This window comes from Pseudomonas sp. DTU_2021_1001937_2_SI_NGA_ILE_001 (genome assembly GCF_032463525.1).
GTDB lineage: Bacteria > Pseudomonadota > Gammaproteobacteria > Pseudomonadales > Pseudomonadaceae > Aquipseudomonas.
Genome location: NZ_CP135971.1, coordinates 1,721,403 through 1,737,368, shown reverse-complemented (window position 1 = coordinate 1,737,368; position 15,966 = coordinate 1,721,403). Strand labels below are relative to the sequence as shown.

The 15,966-nt window shown below is 64.6% G+C and carries 16 protein-coding genes and 2 pseudogenes; 7 read left to right on the top strand and 11 right to left on the bottom strand.

Annotated elements, in window-relative coordinates:
- Positions 1 to 81: 81 nt before the first annotated feature.
- Complete coding sequence (locus RRX38_RS07175; protein WP_295470034.1) at positions 82 to 270, bottom strand: PA1571 family protein; 189 nt, start codon at positions 268 to 270, stop codon at positions 82 to 84.
- 183 nt (positions 271 to 453) lie between these two features.
- Here RRX38_RS07175 and RRX38_RS07170 point away from each other — a divergent pair, with 183 nt between their 5' ends.
- Positions 454 to 2,220, top strand: a complete 1,767-nt coding sequence (locus RRX38_RS07170; RefSeq protein ID WP_315962058.1) for an ABC transporter transmembrane domain-containing protein — start codon at positions 454 to 456, stop codon at positions 2,218 to 2,220.
- Positions 2,221 to 2,273: 53 nt separating this feature from the next.
- On the opposite strand, the gene RRX38_RS07165 is transcribed toward RRX38_RS07170, so the two are convergent.
- The 3 genes from RRX38_RS07165 to RRX38_RS07155 form a co-directional block, all read right to left on the bottom strand.
- A complete protein-coding gene (locus tag RRX38_RS07165) occupies positions 2,274 to 2,555 on the bottom strand; it encodes a pyrimidine/purine nucleoside phosphorylase (protein WP_295470039.1) in 282 nt (93 codons plus the stop codon).
- Between the two features lie 70 nt (positions 2,556 to 2,625).
- A complete protein-coding gene (locus RRX38_RS07160) occupies positions 2,626 to 3,168 on the bottom strand; it encodes an exonuclease domain-containing protein (RefSeq protein ID WP_295470041.1) in 543 nt (180 codons plus the stop codon).
- 240 nt (positions 3,169 to 3,408) lie between these two features.
- The gene (locus RRX38_RS07155; protein WP_295470043.1) at positions 3,409 to 3,576 is read right to left on the bottom strand and encodes a DUF2897 family protein; all 168 of its coding nucleotides are present in this window, start codon (positions 3,574 to 3,576) and stop codon (positions 3,409 to 3,411) included.
- A gap of 142 nt (positions 3,577 to 3,718) precedes the next feature.
- On the opposite strand from RRX38_RS07155, the gene pyrF reads away from it, so the two are divergent.
- Entirely contained in the window at positions 3,719 to 4,417 is a 699-nt protein-coding gene (gene pyrF, locus RRX38_RS07150; protein ID WP_315962057.1) for an orotidine-5'-phosphate decarboxylase, read from the top strand.
- 16 nt (positions 4,418 to 4,433) lie between these two features.
- Here the strand turns inward: pyrF and RRX38_RS07145 are convergent, their stop codons facing one another.
- Positions 4,434 to 5,438, bottom strand: coding sequence for an NADP-dependent oxidoreductase (locus RRX38_RS07145; RefSeq protein WP_315962056.1), 1,005 nt, complete (start codon positions 5,436 to 5,438; stop codon positions 4,434 to 4,436).
- A gap of 139 nt (positions 5,439 to 5,577) precedes the next feature.
- Between RRX38_RS07145 and RRX38_RS07140 the strand changes: the two genes are divergently transcribed.
- The 3 genes and pseudogenes from RRX38_RS07140 to RRX38_RS24995 all read left to right on the top strand — a co-directional run.
- Complete coding sequence (locus tag RRX38_RS07140) at positions 5,578 to 6,513, top strand: LD-carboxypeptidase (protein ID WP_315962055.1); 936 nt, start codon at positions 5,578 to 5,580, stop codon at positions 6,511 to 6,513.
- A 137-nt stretch (positions 6,514 to 6,650) separates the two neighbouring features.
- Positions 6,651 to 7,754 (top strand): annotated as a pseudogene (locus RRX38_RS25000) (HAMP domain-containing protein); the annotation flags it as partial.
- A pseudogene (locus RRX38_RS24995) lies at positions 7,740 to 8,490 on the top strand (methyl-accepting chemotaxis protein); the annotation flags it as partial. The pseudogenes RRX38_RS25000 and RRX38_RS24995, both read left to right, overlap by 15 nt.
- A 342-nt stretch (positions 8,491 to 8,832) precedes the next feature.
- On the opposite strand, the gene RRX38_RS07130 reads toward RRX38_RS24995, so the two are convergent.
- A complete protein-coding gene (locus RRX38_RS07130; protein ID WP_315962053.1) occupies positions 8,833 to 10,026 on the bottom strand; it encodes a benzoate/H(+) symporter BenE family transporter in 1,194 nt (397 codons plus the stop codon).
- A 98-nt stretch (positions 10,027 to 10,124) separates the two neighbouring features.
- Positions 10,125 to 10,592, bottom strand: coding sequence for a MarR family winged helix-turn-helix transcriptional regulator (locus RRX38_RS07125; protein ID WP_315962052.1), 468 nt, complete (start codon positions 10,590 to 10,592; stop codon positions 10,125 to 10,127).
- Positions 10,593 to 10,675: 83 nt separating this feature from the next.
- Here RRX38_RS07125 and RRX38_RS07120 point away from each other — a divergent pair, with 83 nt between their 5' ends.
- On the top strand, positions 10,676 to 11,887 hold the full coding sequence (locus RRX38_RS07120; protein WP_315962051.1) for a PLP-dependent aminotransferase family protein: 1,212 nt from the start codon (positions 10,676 to 10,678) through the stop codon (positions 11,885 to 11,887).
- Positions 11,888 to 11,976: 89 nt separating this feature from the next.
- On the opposite strand, the gene RRX38_RS07115 is transcribed toward RRX38_RS07120, so the two are convergent.
- From RRX38_RS07115 to RRX38_RS07100, 4 genes are all read right to left on the bottom strand, one after another.
- A complete protein-coding gene (locus tag RRX38_RS07115; protein ID WP_315962050.1) occupies positions 11,977 to 12,348 on the bottom strand; it encodes a glutaredoxin in 372 nt (123 codons plus the stop codon).
- Positions 12,349 to 12,409: 61 nt separating this feature from the next.
- Entirely contained in the window at positions 12,410 to 12,955 is a 546-nt protein-coding gene (gene folE, locus RRX38_RS07110) for a GTP cyclohydrolase I FolE (RefSeq protein ID WP_295470064.1), read from the bottom strand.
- Between the two features lie 402 nt (positions 12,956 to 13,357).
- Positions 13,358 to 13,915 (bottom strand): Smr/MutS family protein, encoded by a 558-nt coding sequence (locus RRX38_RS07105; RefSeq protein ID WP_295470067.1) that lies wholly within the window; start codon positions 13,913 to 13,915, stop codon positions 13,358 to 13,360.
- A gap of 85 nt (positions 13,916 to 14,000) precedes the next feature.
- A complete protein-coding gene (locus RRX38_RS07100) occupies positions 14,001 to 14,591 on the bottom strand; it encodes a cysteine hydrolase family protein (RefSeq protein WP_295470070.1) in 591 nt (196 codons plus the stop codon).
- Positions 14,592 to 14,979: 388 nt separating this feature from the next.
- Between RRX38_RS07100 and prmB the strand changes: the two genes are divergently transcribed.
- Complete coding sequence (gene prmB / locus RRX38_RS07095) at positions 14,980 to 15,888, top strand: 50S ribosomal protein L3 N(5)-glutamine methyltransferase (RefSeq protein ID WP_295470073.1); 909 nt, start codon at positions 14,980 to 14,982, stop codon at positions 15,886 to 15,888.
- The last annotated feature ends 78 nt before the right edge of the window (positions 15,889 to 15,966 follow it).

Here is a 15,966-nt window from a genome sequence, read left to right as displayed (position 1 = left end):
AGCAAGCTCGCTCCCACGGTATTCGCTAGCGCCGGGCATGAAAAACCCGGCACAGGGCCGGGTCTTCGAGGGCCGGACGCTTCAGTCCGTATGTTCTGCGGCGTGCTCCGGGGTCACCCAGTGCTGGTCGCATTCCTGGCAGGCCTGCTGCACCATCGCCTCGGTGATCGGGGTTTCCTGACCGTTTTCATCCAGGATTGCACCGCCGACCGGTTGGCCGGGTTGGGTGCGGATGACCTCGACTCGGTTGCCGTGCGTTTGCAAGCTCATGGTCCGTCTCCTCATCAGGTGTTGCATTCAAACTTAATCACCCAGGATGACCGTGCCATGACAGCCCACGGTCGTTGGCCTGGTTCCGGCTCCACCGGTCGACTTCCCGTCTTGCGGCAGACGCTTGGGCAAGGCCAGTGTAGCCTTGGCCTTTCATGTGAGTACCACAGGCGGTCAGAGTTCATGGTTTCAGCATCGTACGACAGCCGGCGCCAGGCCCTCGGCCTGGCCTGGCGCTTCGTGTCACCTTATCGCTGGCGGGTCGGCGCCGCCCTGCTGGCGCTGATCGTCACTGCCGGCATTACCCTGTCCATGGGGCAGGGCATTCGCCTGTTGGTCGACCAGGGTTTCATGACCCGCTCTCCCGAACTGCTCAATCGTTCCATCGCCGTGTTCGGCGTGCTGACCCTGGGGCTGGCTGCCGGCACCTTCATCCGTTTCTATCTGGTGTCGTGGATCGGCGAGCGGGTGGTGGCCGACGTGCGACGGGCGGTGTTCGCCCATCTGCTGGACCTGCATCCTGGTTTCTTCGAGCACAACCGCGGCTCGGAAATCCAGTCCCGGCTGACCGCCGACACCGCGCTGTTGCAGTCGGTGGTGGGTTCGTCGTTATCGATGTTCCTGCGCAGTGCCCTGATGGTGGCCGGGGGCATCGTGCTGCTGTTCGTTACCAACCCGCGGTTGACCAGCATCGTGGTGATCTCGCTGCCGCTGGTGCTGGCGCCGATCCTGATCTTCGGGCGCCGGGTACGGCGCCTGTCACGACAGAACCAGGACCGCGTCGCTGAGGTCGGCAGCTACGTCGCCGAGACCCTGGGGCAGATCAAGACCGTACAGGCCTACAACCATCAGGCGCTGGACCGCCAGCAGTTTTCCAGCACCGTGGAGCAGGCGTTTGCTACCGCGCGGCGGCACATCCTGCAGCGTGCCTGGCTGATCACCCTGGTCATCGTCCTGGTGCTGGGCGCCGTGGCGGTCATGCTGCGCGTCGGTGGCATGGATGTCATCGAAGGGCGGATCAGCAATGGCGAGCTGGCAGCCTTCGTGTTCTACGCCCTGGTGGTCGGCACCTCGTTCGGCACCATCAGCGAAGTGATCGGCGAGCTGCAACGCGCGGCCGGCGCGGCGCAGCGTATCGGTGAACTGCTCCAGGCACGCAGCGAAGTGCGCGCGCCGCAGCCGGTCCCTGAGGCCTTGTCAGAGCGCATTGTCGGGCGTCTGGCGCTGCAGGGTGTGAGCTTCGCCTATCCGTCGCGGCCCGAGCGCATGGTGATCGATGACCTGAACCTGAACGTCGAACCGGGCGAAACCCTGGCGCTGGTCGGCCCTTCGGGGGCGGGCAAGTCGACGCTGTTCGACCTGCTGCTGCGTTTCTACGACCCGCAGCAGGGGCAGATCAGCCTTGAGGGCGTGGCGTTGCGGCAACTCGATCCGCTTGAGCTGCGTCGGCACTTCGCCCTGGTGTCGCAGAACCCGGCGCTGTTTTTCGGCAGCATCGCCGACAACATCCGTTACGGGCGGCCGGATGCCAGTGACGAGCAGGTGCGCGCCGCTGCACGTGTCGCCCATGCCGACGAGTTCATCAGCCAGATGCCGGACGGCTACCACACGCGGCTGGGGGAGGGCGGGCTGGGTCTGTCTGGCGGCCAGAAGCAACGCCTGGCCATCGCCCGGGCGGTGCTGGTGGACGCACCGATCCTGTTGCTCGACGAAGCCACCAGCGCGCTGGATGCACAGAGCGAGCACCTGATCCAGCAGGCCTTGCCGAGCCTGATGCAGGGGCGTACCACGCTGGTCATCGCGCACCGCCTGGCCTCCGTCCAGAACGCCGACCGTATCGCCGTGCTGGAGCATGGGCGGCTGGTGGCCATCGGCAGCCATCGGCAACTGATCGACAGCAGCCCGCTCTACGCACGGCTGGCGGCGCTGCAATTCAATCTCGAAGGGTAACGCCGGTCAGTGGCGCATGCGGCAGGGCCGAACGGCCCTGCCAGGGTGTGGGTTCAGCGGTATTCGCACAGATAGGCGGTATCGACGCTGACCTTGAGCTGGAACTTGCTGTTGGCGGGCACGTTGAAACGGCTGCCGCTGGCGAAGGTTTCCCAGGCGTCGCTGCCCGGCAGCTTGACCACCAGCTCACCGGAGATGACGTGCATGATCTCGGCCTGGGCAGTGCCGAATTCATATTCACCGGCAGCCATCACACCGATGGTGGCCTGGCCTTCGGCCTGGCTGAAGGCGATGGATTTGACGGTGCCGTCGAAATATTCGTTGACCTTGAACATGCGGGTTCCTTGCAGAGGCTGAAAATAGGGCCGGCCAGTATGCACAAGGCTCTGGTCGACGTCACGCCTGTCAGGCCGGCAGGATCAGCGGCAGCAGGCGTGCGGTGTTGCGGGCGTCGACCAGGGCCCGGTGCTGCTGGCCGGTGAAGTGCATGCCGGCCAGTTGCAGGGCGCTGTTGAGTCCTACCGGTCGCTGCAGCTGGCGCGCCTGGGCGAAGCGGTGCTTGAGGTTGACGTAGGGCATCTGGCGCAGCGAGCTGTCGAGGCGATGGCTGCGCCATTCCTCCTGCAGTTGATGATGGTCGTAGTCGCCCCAGCTGGCCCAGCCCACCACTCGTGCGCGGTGATGGCCCAGCCAGCGTTCGAACTGGGGCCAGACGCTCTCCAGGGGCTCGGCCGTGTCGATGTTGTGCTGAGCGATGTGGGTCAGGTCCTTGCAGAACTGGGTCAGCAGCGGGCGCCGTGCCGGACGCACGAAGCGCTCGAAATGGTCCAGCTCACGGCCGTCCTGGTTCACCAGCGTCGCGCCTATTTCGATGATTTCCATCTCGGTGACCGGCCAACCGCCTTCCTCGGTGGTGGCTTCCAGGTCAATCACCAGCCAATGCGGCATTTCAAAGCTCCCATCCAACGGTTTCGATATACAGGCGACAGCCTCCAGCGTAGCCATGTTCGCCGCCTTGTGCCTGGCTGCGTTCCCGGATTGACCCTAGGGGTGGGCAAAGGTGCCTTTTCCCCGCCGGTTGGCACGCCGGGCGGCGGGTGCCGACAGTGCCGAGGCCATAGGAAGCGCGATGACGCGCTGCAGAGGAGTATTCGAAGACGGGCGGCCGAGGGCCGCCCGGTGGGAGGGTCAGCGATCCTTGGCTTCCTTCGCGTCCATTTCTGCGTTGCGTTCATGGACCCGCTTGAGCTGCTCCTCGGTCAGCGGCAGCTTTTGCGCGGTGTCACGCAACAGCAGCAAGCCGCCGACGATGGAGCCGATCGCCACGATGAGAATCAACCAGGCATACCAGGGCATAGCGCACTCCTTGTGGTGATGACATTTTGAGCCACGACAGCGCCCGATGGTTCAAGTGTATGCCGGTGGTACAGGTTGTGCACCGCCATACGGCCAGATCGGCTACAATGCGCGCCGATTTCGACTTGCTGAGAACCCGCTCATGTCCGCTTGCCAGACCCCTGTCATCGTCGCCCTGGATTTCCCGACCCGAGAAGCCGCCCTGAAGCTGGCCGATCAGCTCGATCCGAAGCTGTGCAGGGTCAAGGTCGGCAAGGAGCTGTTCACCAGCAGCGCCTCGGGCATCGTGGCGACCCTCTGCGAGCGCGGTTTCGAGGTATTCCTCGACCTCAAGTTTCACGACATTCCCAACACCACCGCCATGGCCGTGCGCGCGGCTGCCGAGATGGGCGTATGGATGGTCAACGTGCATTGCTCCGGCGGCCTGCGCATGATGCAGGCGTGCCGCGAGGTGCTGGCGCAGCGCAGTGGTCCGCAGCCCCTGCTGATCGGCGTGACCGTGCTGACCAGCATGGAGCGCGAAGACCTGGCCGGTATCGGCCTGGATATCGAGCCGCAGGAGCAGGTGCTGCGCCTGGCGGCCCTGGCCGAGAAGGCCGGCATGGATGGCCTGGTGTGTTCGGCCCAGGAAGCCCGGGCGCTGAAGACCGCGCACCCGTCGCTGCAGCTGGTCACGCCTGGCATTCGCCCGGCCGGCAGCGCCCAAGACGACCAGCGCCGTATCCTGACCCCGCGCCAGGCCCTGGAGGCCGGTTCCGACTATCTGGTGATCGGTCGGCCGATCAGCCAGGCCGCCGACCCGGCCCAGGCCCTGGCGGCGGTGGTCGCCGAACTGGCCTGAAACCTGCCGCGCGTGCTCAGACCTTGAGCACCAGCTTGCCGAAGTTCTCGCCGTTGAACAGCTTGAGCAGGGTCTCGGGGAAGGTTTCCAGGCCCTCGACCACATCTTCGCGGCTGTGCAAGCGGCCCTCGGCGATCCAGCCGGCCATTTCCCGGGCCGCTTCGGCGTAGCGGGCGGCGTAGTCGAGTACCACGAAGCCTTCCATGCGTGCGCGATTGACCAGCAGCGACAGATAGTTGGCGGGTCCTTTGACAGGTGTGCTGTTGTTGTACTGGCTGATAGCGCCGCAGATCACTACCCGCGCCTTGGGCGCCAGGCGCGCCAGCACCGTGTCGAGAATCTCCCCACCAACGTTGTCGAAGAAGACATCTACGCCTTTGGGGCAGTCGCGTTTCAATGCCGCGGCGACGTCTTCGTTCTTGTAGTCGATGGCCGCATCGAAGCCCAGTTCCTCGATCAGCGAGCGGCATTTGGCCGGACCGCCGGCGATACCCACCACTCGGCAGCCCTTGAGCTTGGCGATTTGCCCAGCGATGCTGCCCACCGCGCCGGCTGCGCCGGAAATCACCACCGTTTCGCCTTCGCGGGGCTGACCGACTTCCAGCAAGGCGAAGTAGGCCGTCATGCCGGTCATGCCCAGGGCTGACAGATAGCGCGGTAACGGCGCAGCTTGCGGGTCTACCGGGTAGAAGCCCTTGGGGGCGCCAAGGAAGTAATCCTGCACACCCAGTGCGCCCTGCACATGGTCGCCCACCGCAAAGCGCGGGTGCCGGGAGGCGATCACTTCGCCGATGCCCAGCGCCCGCATGACCTCGCCCAGGCCGACCGGCTCGATATACGATTTGCCTTCATTCATCCAGCCGCGCATGGCCGGGTCCAGCGACAGGTACAGGTTGCGCACCAGGATCTGACCGTCTTCGGGTTCGCCCACGGGTACCTCTTCGAAGCCGAAGTCGTCCCGGCTCACCAGCCCGGAAGGGCGTCTGTTCAGGACGAAGCGGCGATTGGGTAATGGGCTCATGGCGGTTCCTCGGTATTGGCGTGAGTCGTCATTGAAGTCGCTCATCGATTACGCAGCAAGCCATGTTCTCCGAAGCCGGCTTGAGTTGGCGGGATGGTTGCCCTAAATTGCAGTTTTGCCGCCTGCCCGGAAGTTTTCGATGTCACTTGCCCCTGCGCCTGTCCTTCACCCTTCTGTATTAAGCCCCGGTGATGCGGTGGCGCTGGTTTCGCCTGCCGGGCCGGTGGAGCCCGCGCGCATCGAGGCGGCCGCCGCAGAGCTGGAAAACTGGGGGTTGCGGCCGAAGGTGTACCCGCATGCCTTCGAGCGGCACTCCTTCTACGCCGGCACTGACGCCGACCGGCTCGCCGATCTCAACCACGCCCTGGCGGACCCGCAGATCCGCGCGGTGATCTGCAATCGCGGCGGTTATGGCGTGCAGCGTATTCTCGGCCAGCTCGACCTGGCGGCAGTGCACCGTGACCCCAAGCTGGTTGTCGGTTTTTCCGACATCACCGCCTTGCATGGCCTGCTCTGGGCCCAGGCCCGCCTGGCGACCGTGCATGGCCCGGTGGCCAACCAATTGCAACCCGGTAATCCCTACGGCGACGGCCTGCGCCAGGTATTGATGAGTCGTGAGCCGGTGCGTCTGCTCGCCGACCGCGAGGCTGCGACTGGCAGCGTGCGCACGTCAGGGCGCGCGTCGGGGCGTTTGCTGGGGGGCAATCTGGCGATACTCGGCACCTGCGTCGGCACGCCGTTCATGCCGGATCTTGAAGGCGCCATTCTGCTGCTTGAGGATGTTGGGGAAGCGGCCTACCGCATCGACCGCATGCTGACCCACCTGGGTAACTGCGGTCTGTTGCAGCGCCTGGCCGGTGTGGCCGTGGGCGACTTCAGCGTGCCAGCCGGTGCCGGGGGCGCCATTACCCCCGCCCACGTGCTGCAGGAGCGCCTGGGCGGGCTGGGCATTCCGGTGCTGGGTGGCCTGCCGGTGGGGCATGGTCAGGTCAACCAGGCCGTGCCGCTGGGTACCGAAGCGGTGTTGGACGCCGATGCCGGTACCCTGCAAGTCGCTACGCTGTTCCGCAGCTAGGCGGTCATCGGTGCAGGCATTCTGAAAACGACCTGCGCATAGCTTTTTGCCACTGTTGCGCGACTGGCGTCTTGTGCTTCGCTGTTGGCATTGCGAACCTGCATGCTGGACGGAGTTCTGCTGGGGAGTGAGAGGCTATGGTGTCGACCGGATTCGCCAACCTGGGGATGGCCCGCAAACTTGGTCTGGGCTTTGGTCTGGTATTGCTGCTGACCGCACTGGTCGCTGGGGTAGGCGTCTGGTCGTTGCAGCACATCAGCCAGGATTTCACCGGCCTCAAGCAGATGTCCGCGCTCAACGATGAACTGCTCGACGTGCGCCTGCTGGAGCAGGCGTACGCGGTGACCAGCAACCCCAAGCTGGTTGAGCAGGTGCACACCCGCCTGCAGGGTCTCGATGAGCAGGCCAAGCTGCTGGGCGACCGTTCGCCAGCCAGTGCCGAGGTAATGAGCCAGGTGCGCCAGGCGCTGGCCGCCTATCGCCAGTCGTTCGATGCCGTCGTTGATATCAACCAGAGCAAGGACCTGGCCCTGGAGATGGCCAGCTGGTCGGTGGACAGCGTGTCCAACAGCCTTGAACTGCTGCGCGCGGGCCTGACCGATGACGGCACCTGGACGCTCAAGGATTCCCAGGGCAAGGACGGCGCGCAGTTCATCGAGCAGGCCGCCAGTATCAGCCAGGTCGGGCGCCTGATGCTGGTGGCCCTCGACCAGGCCCGTACCCGCCTGGAAAAGAGCCGCCGCGCCACGGCCGGCGACGAGGTGCCCAAGGGCAATATCGAAGAGGCCGAGCAGGCCAGGGCCCTGGCCGAAACGCTAAAGGCCGCGATCAACGACCCCGGTTACCAGTCAGTGATGGGTGAGGTCACCGGGCATATCGGCAACTTCAACGAAAAGCTCCAGGAATACGCCGGGCTGCTGGAACGCCAGGCGCTGATCGACCGGCAACTGGCGGAGAACGCCCGTCAGGTGACCGACCGCGTACGTCATTTGTATTCGGCCGAAGACCAGTCGATGCAGGCGCAGATCGGCACAGGCACGCTGTACATCATCGTTTCTTCGGTGGCGGCCCTGCTGGTAGGGCTGGTCGCATCGCTGCTCATCACCCGCCTGATCGTCGCGCCGTTGCGCCAGGTCATCGACCAGGCGCGGCGTATTGCCGCCGGCGATCTGAGCGGGCGCATCGACGCGCAGCGTCGCGACGAGATCGGTCAACTGCTCGAGGCCATGCAACAGATGAGCGCCGGCCTCAGCCAGATCGTCAGCGGTCTGCAATCGGGCATCGAGCAACTGGCCAGCTCAGCCCAGGATCTGTCGGCAGTCACCGAGCAGACCAACCTTGAGGTCAACAGCCAGCGCGAAGAGACCGAGCAGGTGGCCACGGCCATGAACCAGATGACCGCCACTGTTCACGATGTGGCGCGCAATGCCGAAGAGGCCGCGCTGGCGGCGCAGAGTGCCGACGACAAGGTGGTCAGTGGTCAGGCGGTGGTGCGCCAGAGCATGCAGCGCATCGAGGCGCTGGCGCGTTCGTCGACCTCGGCCAGCCAGAGCATCGAGGACCTCAGCGCGAAAGTGCAGAACATCGATCAGGTGCTGGGGGTGATCAAGAGTGTCGCCGAACAGACCAACCTGCTGGCTCTCAATGCCGCCATCGAAGCGGCGCGCGCCGGAGAACAGGGGCGCGGCTTCGCGGTGGTGGCCGACGAGGTGCGTGCCCTGGCGCGGCGCACCCAGCATTCGACCGAAGAGATCGAAAACCTGGTGGTCAGCTTGCGCAGCGGCGCCCGCGCCTCGGTGGAGCAGATCCAGGGCAGTGGCGAGTTGGTGCGGCTGGCAGTGGAAGATGCGTTGCAGACTGAAAGCGCGCTGGGCAGCATCGCCAGCGCCGTGTCGACCATCCAGCAGATGAACCAGCAGATTGCCGCCGCGGCTGAGCAGCAAAGCTCGGTCGCCGAGGAAATCAACCGCAGCGTCACCAGCATCCGCAGCAGTGCCGATCAGTCGGCGCAGGCGATGCAGGGCAACGCGGCATCCAGTACCCAGTTGGCCAACCTGGGCGCGCAACTGAAAGGCATGGTCGGGCACTTCCGCCTCTAGGTAGGCGTCATGTCACCTGGTAGGCGCGGCTTTTTAGCCGCAATACTGGTCAGTTAGGCTGGGTAGGAGCGGCTTCAGCCGCGAAGTGACTGCATGTTCACAACAGATGCAGTGGGTTTCCTGGCATCTTCGCGGCTAAAGCCGCTCCCACAAAGCCGCAAAGCGCTTAATCGAACTGTATTGGCTTGAGCCGCGAGCCGGCCTGATTTGACTCGCTGACTCAGCGCGCACGCGTGTTGAGAATCAGCAGGGTCAGTACGCCGGCGACGATGCCCCAGAATGCCGACCCCACCGAGAACAGCGTCAGGCCCGAGGCGGTGACCATGAAGGTGATCAACGCTGCTTCACGCTCGCTGGGCTCGCTCATCGCCACGCTCAGGCCGTTGATGATCGAGCCGAACAGCGCCAGCGCGGCGATGGACAGCACCAGTTCCTTGGGGAAGGCCGCGAACAACGCTGCCAGCGTGGCGCCATACAGCCCGGCGATGCCGTAGAACACCCCGCACCACACTGCTGCGGTATAGCGCTTGTGCGGGTCTTCATGGGCTGTGGGGCCGGTGCAGATGGCGGCACTGATCGCCGCCAGATTGATGCCGTGGGCGCCGAACGGTGCGGTCAGCAACGACGCCAGGCCGGTCACGGTGATCAATGGCGAGGAGGGTGTGTCGTAGCCGTCGGCGCGTAGCACCGCGATGCCAGGCATGTTCTGCGAAGCCATGGCGACGACGAACAGCGGAATGCCGATACTGATGGTCGCGGCCAGGGAAAAGCTTGGTGTGGTCCAGACCGGCACGGCCAGTTCCAGGTTGAAACCGCTGAAGTTGAGCAGGCCCTGTGCACCGGCCATCACCACCCCGGCCAGCAAGGCGGCGAGAACTGAATAGCGCGGCGAAACGCGCTTGACCAGCAGATAGGTGAAGAACATCGTCAGTACCAGCCCGGTCCGGTGCTGGGCGGCGATGAAGATTTCGCTGCCGATCTTGAACAGGATGCCGGCCAGCAGTGCAGCGGCAAGAGAGGCGGGCAGGCGCTTGACCAGGCGCTCGAAGGTGCCGGTCATGCCGCACAGGGTGATCATGGCTGCACAGGTGATGAATGCACCGATCGCTTCCGGGTAGCTGACCCCGCCCAGGCTGGTGATCAGCAACGCCGCGCCAGGGGTCGACCAGGCCACGGTAATGGGTGTGCGATAGCGCAGCGACAGGCCGATGCTGCACAGCGCCATGCCCATGAACAGTGCCCACAGCCACGAAGAAATCTGCCCGCTGCTCAGTCCGGCCGCCTGGCCGGCCTGGAACATCAGCACCAGTGAGCTGGTGCAGCCGGTCATCATGGCGATGAAACCGGCGACCAGCGAAGAGGGTGAAGAGTCCGCCAGCGGTCGCAACGGGGTCTTCAGGGCGGTGGCTGACATGCGTTATTCCTTCATGACGCGTAAAAACGAGGCGCCAAGCCTAAACGCCGCAGGCAGGGCTTTCACGATACAGCGACTGGCGTATTGGGCCGTACAGTTCAGTGCTGGCCCGGCGCGTCGCTGCGCGAGGCGGCGGTGGTCGTGCCGAGCATCTGGTTAACCTTCAACCAGCCTGCCACGGCCTCCGGACCGGCTTCATCGAACACCCGCTGCAGCAGGCGCACCTGCTCGCGACGCAATGCCTGTTCGAACTGGCGTCCCTGGTCGCTCAGCGCCAGCAGGCGCTTGCGCTTGTCGGTTGGCGGCGTGCTGCTGACCACCATGTCCATGCCGATCAGCTGGCGCAGCGGCATGTTCAGCGCCTGTTTGGTCACACCCAGCAGCGCCAGCAGTTGCTTGACGCTCAGCCCCGGATAGCGGGCGATGAAGAACAGGATGCGTTGATGCACTCGGCTGAAGCCTCGGCGTTCGAGCATTTCATCGGGCTTGGCGGTGAAGGCCTGGTAGCCGAAGAAGAAGTCTTCCATAGCCCGTTGCTGGTCGATGCAGTTTTTAAGGTCAAGCATGTTGACGTATCCACGGAAGGCGTCGTAGGGTTGGTCAACAAGTTTGACGTATTTCCCTTTCCTCCGGCTAGCGGTGAATGTCCATGGCTTTTTCCGAACGTGTTGCGCGCCTCAAGAGTTCCCTGATCCGTGAGATCCTCGCAGCGGCCCAGCGCCCGGAGGTGATGTCCTTTGCAGGCGGCCTGCCGGCCGAGTCGATGCTGCCGACCGTGCAGTGGGCCGACATGCCTGCGGGCCTGGGTCAGTACGGCATGAGCGAGGGCGAACCGGCCCTGCGCGAGGCGCTGGCCGCCGAGGCCCGTGCCCTGGGCATCGACTGTCAGGCCAGCCAGGTGCTGGTGATCAGTGGCTCGCAACAGGCTCTGGATCTGGCCGCCAAACTGTATGTCGACCGCGGTACCGAGATCATCGTCGAAGGGCCGACCTACCTGGCCGCTCTGCAGATCTTCCAGTTGTTCGGCGCTGACTGCCTGAGCGTGCCGGTAGGCGCCGAAGGGCCGGACCTGGTCGCCTTGCGCCAGCGCCTGGAGCATCACGCCCCAGCCTTCGCCTACCTGATCCCGACTTTCCAGAATCCGTCCGGGGTGCGCTATAGCGAAGCCAGCCGCGACACGGTGGCGGGCCTGCTCGACGAATTCGAGGTCACCCTGATCGAAGACGAACCGTATCGCGAGCTGACCTTCGACGCTGTGCAGTCGCGACCGATCGTGAGCCGTCTGCGCAAGGCCAGCTGGATCTACACCGGCACGGTATCCAAGACCCTGCTGCCGGGGCTGCGCGTCGGTTACTTGATCGCCAGTCCCGACCTGTTCCCGCACCTGCTGCGCCTGAAACAGTCCGCCGACCTGCACACCAACCGTTTCGGCCAGTGGCAGGCGTTGCAGTGGGTCGGCAGCGAGCAGTACCGTAGCCATCTGGCCGAACTGCGCGAGTTCTATCGCGAGCGTCGCGACGCATTCGATGTGGCCCTGCAGCGGCATTTCACCGGGCTGGCTGACTGGCACACTCCGCAGGGCGGGCTGTTCTTCTGGCTGACCCTGAAGCAGCCGCTGGACACCCGCACCTTGCTGGACGCCGCGCTGGCCCAAGATGTGGCGTTCATGCCGGGTGAGCCATTCTTTGTCGATCCGGATGCCAACCCGGGTCATCTGCGACTCAATTTCAGCCACATCGACCCGTCCCGCCTCGACGAAGGGCTGGGGCGGCTGGCCGAGGTGCTGCGTCAGGGGTTGCTCAAGTCGTCTTCTACTTGTGCGTCGACAGCCCTGCCGCGCAGCGGCGCGGTTTCGACCTGACGGCCTATCCGGCCAGCCGTCGCTGGCTGGCGGAGATGGCTGCGCAGCCAGACGAAGGCGGCATGTTGGAGTCAGCCGCGCCAGGCGACTCAGGCGTTGGCGAAGCGCTGGTTCAGGTAGTCGATGATGACCTTGGATTCGTACATCCAGGTCACCTGGTCGCCGTCCTGAATGCGCAGGCACGGCACCTTGATCCGGCCGCCCTGTTCCAGCAGGGTCTGACGCTCGACCGGGTCATTCTTGGCGTCGCGCAGGGCCACCGGCACATTGAGCTTGTGCAGCGTGCGACGGGTCTTGACGCAGAACGGGCAGGCGTGGAACTGGTACAGCGCCAGGTCACGGGCAGCCTGTTCGACCTTGGCCTGGGCCTCGGTGCTGCGCTTGAGTGGGGCCGGGCGGGTCAGTTTGTCGCCAAGCACGATGAGCTGGCCGAGGCCGACTCGCAGGGCTTTCATGAGCATGGGGGGAGCCTCCGCAGGTGAACCGGCCGGCACCCTGGGCGAGGCCGGCCGTTCGGCGTGTTTACTTGATCAGGCTGAGGAATTCGCTGCGTGTGGCAGCATTTTCACGGAACTCGCCGAGCATCACCGAGGTGATCATCGCCGAATTCTGCTTCTCGACACCGCGCATCATCATGCACATGTGCTTGGCTTCGATGACCACGGCCACGCCCAGCGCGCCCGTGACCTGCTGAATGGCTTCGGCGATCTGGCGGCTGAGATTCTCCTGGATCTGCAGGCGGCGGGCGTACATGTCGACGATGCGCGCCACCTTGGACAGGCCCAGAACCTTGCCGCTGGGAATGTAGGCCACATGGGCCTTGCCGATGAACGGCAGCAGGTGGTGTTCGCACAGCGAGTACAGCTCGATGTCCTTGACCATCACCATTTCACTGGCATCGGAGCTGAACAATGCACCGTTGGTGACTTCTTCGAGGGTCTGCTGATAGCCGCGGCACAGGTACTGCATGGCCTTGGCGGCGCGTTTCGGGGTGTCGAGGAGGCCTTCGCGGCTGACGTCCTCACCCAATTGGCCCAGGATGGCGGTGTAGTTCTGTTCCAGTGTCACAGGAGTGTGTTTCCGTATGGATGGCGATCAGGGCGCACATACTACCCGAGCGCTGCGCTCAGGTGTATGGCTGAGGCGTAATTACGCCGGCAGGGCAGGGCTTGTGTATCAATACGCTGACCAAGCGACTACCCAATGGCTACCCACTTCGCGGTCCGGCCGCGGTCTCATGCGTGCAGGTCATTCCTGACCTTTGTCCGAGAGTGTGAGATCCATGGTTATTCGAGTAGTGAAAATCGCGATGTTCATCGCCGTATTGGCGTCGGTGTCCGGCTGTTGGCCGTTCTGGGGGCCGGCCCCTGGTGGGCCCGGTGGGGGCGGTCATCACCAGGGAGGACCGGGACCAGGCCCCGGTGGCCCCGGTCCTGGCGGGCGCTGAGCCGGTCAGTGACGGGTGCGGCGTTACTCGTCGCGCCCTTCGAGCATGGTGCGCCGCAGCATGACGTAGACCGCACCGGTGCCGCCGTGTCTTGGCTGGCATGAGCAGAAGCCCAGCACCTGCGGGTGCTGGCGCAGCCAGGTGTTGACGTGGCTCTTGATCATCGGCCGCTTGCCGTCCAGGCGCACCGCCTTGCCGTGGGTCACCCGCACGCAGCGGATTTCCAGCTTGGTGGCTTCGGCCAGAAATTCCCAGAGGGTTTCGCGGGCCACCTCCACGTTCATGCCATGCAGGTCCAGACTGCCTTCGAAGCTGATCTGGCCCAGCTTGAGCTTGCGCATCTGGCCTTCCTGCACGCCATCGCGTGCCCAGTGCAGGGGATCTTCCGGGCCTACGTCGATGACGAACTGGTCGGACAGCCCGTCGACCGTGATCGATTCGCTGCTGGCGGTGGCGGACTGCCGCAGGCGATTGAGCTGGCGGCGGTCGGCCTTGGGCTTGCCGGTGTCGGCGAAGACCTGTTCGATGCGCTTCACGCCGCGCATTTCACTCTGGAACAGGGAAAAGTCATCGTCTTGCATGTAAAACCTCGTGGCGCCAGGCCCGGTGCGGGTGAGGGCGGCGCACGCGCGTGGCCGCGGGCTGTATCGGACAGCCCGGAGGGGCTCAGATCAGGTCGCGGGTCAGGGCAACGGTGGCGAAGTTGTCGGCCATGATCGCCATCTCGGTGCGATGCACGACCTCGGCGCTGACCACGCCGTCGGGAGTCGGCAGGTCACGGGTGGCGCAGGCGTCGTCGACCAGGGTGCAGCGGTAGCCGTAGTCCTTGGTGGCGCGTACCGTGGTGCTGATGCTCGAATGGCTCATGAAGCCGCAGACGATCAGGTCCAGGCGCCCCAGGCTCTGCAGCAGTTCATGCAGGCCGGTGCCGTTGAAGGCGTTCGGCAGACGCTTCTCGACCAGGTGCTCGCCTTCCTGGGGCAGCAGTTCCGGAACCAGCTCGCCGCGCTCGCCCTGCGGGTCGAACAGGCCACCCACGGTGCCCAGGTGGCGGATATGCACGATAGGGCATTTGGCGGCGCGGGCCTTTTCCACCAGCAGGCCGATGTTGGCCAGCGCTTCATGCACACCGGTCAGCGCCAGCGGGCCGCTGAGGTACTCTTTCTGGGCGTCGATGACGATCAGCGTGGCGTTGTTCAGGCTGGCACGGGCGTGGACCCGACCGCTGAGTTGAAACATGGTCTTGGGAGAAGACATCTGGGGCTCCTTCAAATGAGGCTTTCAGGCCTTGTGCAAGCGACGCCGGGTGGTGTTGCGGGCACCTCGTGGGCGGGCTGGCACATCCGCGAGAGGGGTGGTTCGCGGCGGTTGTCCGCCGTATCTGCGCGTGGTGCGCGACCCTCTTGGGTGACGTTCGTGCATGGCCTGTTTTGTCACATTGTCCTCCGAGCGAGCGCCGATGTGAATCTTGACAATCGCATGCCCCCGGATTTAGCAGCGTGCCGGATGCAAAAAACGGGGGCGTGGTGGTGGCTGTTTGCCTTGCTGGACGTGGCGCAATGGTAGACACTCCTTTGCCTGCCGTCACTCACCGGCTGGCCAGTGCTGATAGAATCGTTCGCCGTTTTTCTCAAGGAGCTTGCCCATGATCACTTCCCGTTTGCGCACCGTGCGCGATCATATCCGTTGGGCTGTCAGCCGCTTTCATGAGGAAGACGTGTTTTTTGGCCACGGCACCGACAATGCCTGGGACGAGGCACGGCAGCTGGTCCTGGGCGCACTGAGCCTGCCTTGGGAAATCGCCGACAGCTACCTGGACTGCCGCCTTGAGGTCGACGAGATTTCCGAGGTGCAGCGCCTGATCCGTCGGCGTATCGACGAGCGTGTGCCGACGCCTTACCTGTTGGGCGAGGCCTGGTTCTGCGGCATGTCATTCATCGTCGATGACCGCGTACTGATTCCGCGCTCGCCGATCGCCGAACTCATCGAAGAGCGTTTCGAACCCTGGCTCGCCCAGGATCCGGCGCGCATTCTCGACCTGTGCACCGGGTCCGGTTGCATCGGTATCGCCTGTGCCGATGTGTTCCCCGACGCCGAAGTGGTGCTGGCCGACCTGTCCTTCGATGCCCTCGAGGTGGCCAACCAGAACATCGAACGCCATGGCCTGGAAGAACGCGTGTACACGGTGCAGGGCGATGGTTTCGACGGCTTGCCGGGGCAACGCTTCGACCTGATCGTGTCCAACCCGCCGTATGTCGACGCCGAAGACTTCGCTGACATGCCCGAAGAATTCCAGCATGAGCCCGAGCTGGCCCTGGCCTGCGGCGATGACGGGTTGAACCTGGTGCGGAGGATGCTCTGCGAAGCCGCCGACCACCTCACCGACAAGGGCCTGCTGATCGTCGAGGTCGGCAACAGCCAGGTTCACGTGCAGGCGCTGTACCCGGAAGTGGACTTCGCCTGGCTGGACTTCAAGCGCGGCGGCCATGGGGTGTTCATGCTCACCGCCGAACAGTGCCGCGAGCACCGCGCCCTGTTCGAGTCGCGCCGCTAGAACCTGCCCTGTGAATGAACTGCGCCCCAGGTTCGCGGCTTAAGCCAATACTGTTCGGTTAGACCGGGTAGGAGCGGC

Coding starts and splice junctions, on each gene's coding strand:
- RRX38_RS07115 (WP_315962050.1), bottom strand. CDS start 12,348: ATGCTCATGAAAGCCCTGCGAGTCGGCCTCGGCCAGCTCATCGTGCTT.
- RRX38_RS07170 (WP_315962058.1), top strand. CDS start 454: ATGGTTTCAGCATCGTACGACAGCCGGCGCCAGGCCCTCGGCCTGGCC.
- pyrF (WP_315962057.1), top strand. CDS start 3,719: ATGTCCGCTTGCCAGACCCCTGTCATCGTCGCCCTGGATTTCCCGACC.
- prmB (WP_295470073.1), top strand. CDS start 14,980: ATGATCACTTCCCGTTTGCGCACCGTGCGCGATCATATCCGTTGGGCT.
- RRX38_RS07100 (WP_295470070.1), bottom strand. CDS start 14,591: ATGTCTTCTCCCAAGACCATGTTTCAACTCAGCGGTCGGGTCCACGCC.
- RRX38_RS07145 (WP_315962056.1), bottom strand. CDS start 5,438: ATGAGCCCATTACCCAATCGCCGCTTCGTCCTGAACAGACGCCCTTCC.
- RRX38_RS07175 (WP_295470034.1), bottom strand. CDS start 270: ATGAGCTTGCAAACGCACGGCAACCGAGTCGAGGTCATCCGCACCCAA.
- RRX38_RS07155 (WP_295470043.1), bottom strand. CDS start 3,576: ATGCCCTGGTATGCCTGGTTGATTCTCATCGTGGCGATCGGCTCCATC.
- RRX38_RS07130 (WP_315962053.1), bottom strand. CDS start 10,026: ATGTCAGCCACCGCCCTGAAGACCCCGTTGCGACCGCTGGCGGACTCT.
- RRX38_RS07105 (WP_295470067.1), bottom strand. CDS start 13,915: ATGCAAGACGATGACTTTTCCCTGTTCCAGAGTGAAATGCGCGGCGTG.
- RRX38_RS07160 (WP_295470041.1), bottom strand. CDS start 3,168: ATGCCGCATTGGCTGGTGATTGACCTGGAAGCCACCACCGAGGAAGGC.
- RRX38_RS07165 (WP_295470039.1), bottom strand. CDS start 2,555: ATGTTCAAGGTCAACGAATATTTCGACGGCACCGTCAAATCCATCGCC.
- RRX38_RS07140 (WP_315962055.1), top strand. CDS start 5,578: ATGTCACTTGCCCCTGCGCCTGTCCTTCACCCTTCTGTATTAAGCCCC.
- RRX38_RS07125 (WP_315962052.1), bottom strand. CDS start 10,592: ATGCTTGACCTTAAAAACTGCATCGACCAGCAACGGGCTATGGAAGAC.
- RRX38_RS07120 (WP_315962051.1), top strand. CDS start 10,676: ATGGCTTTTTCCGAACGTGTTGCGCGCCTCAAGAGTTCCCTGATCCGT.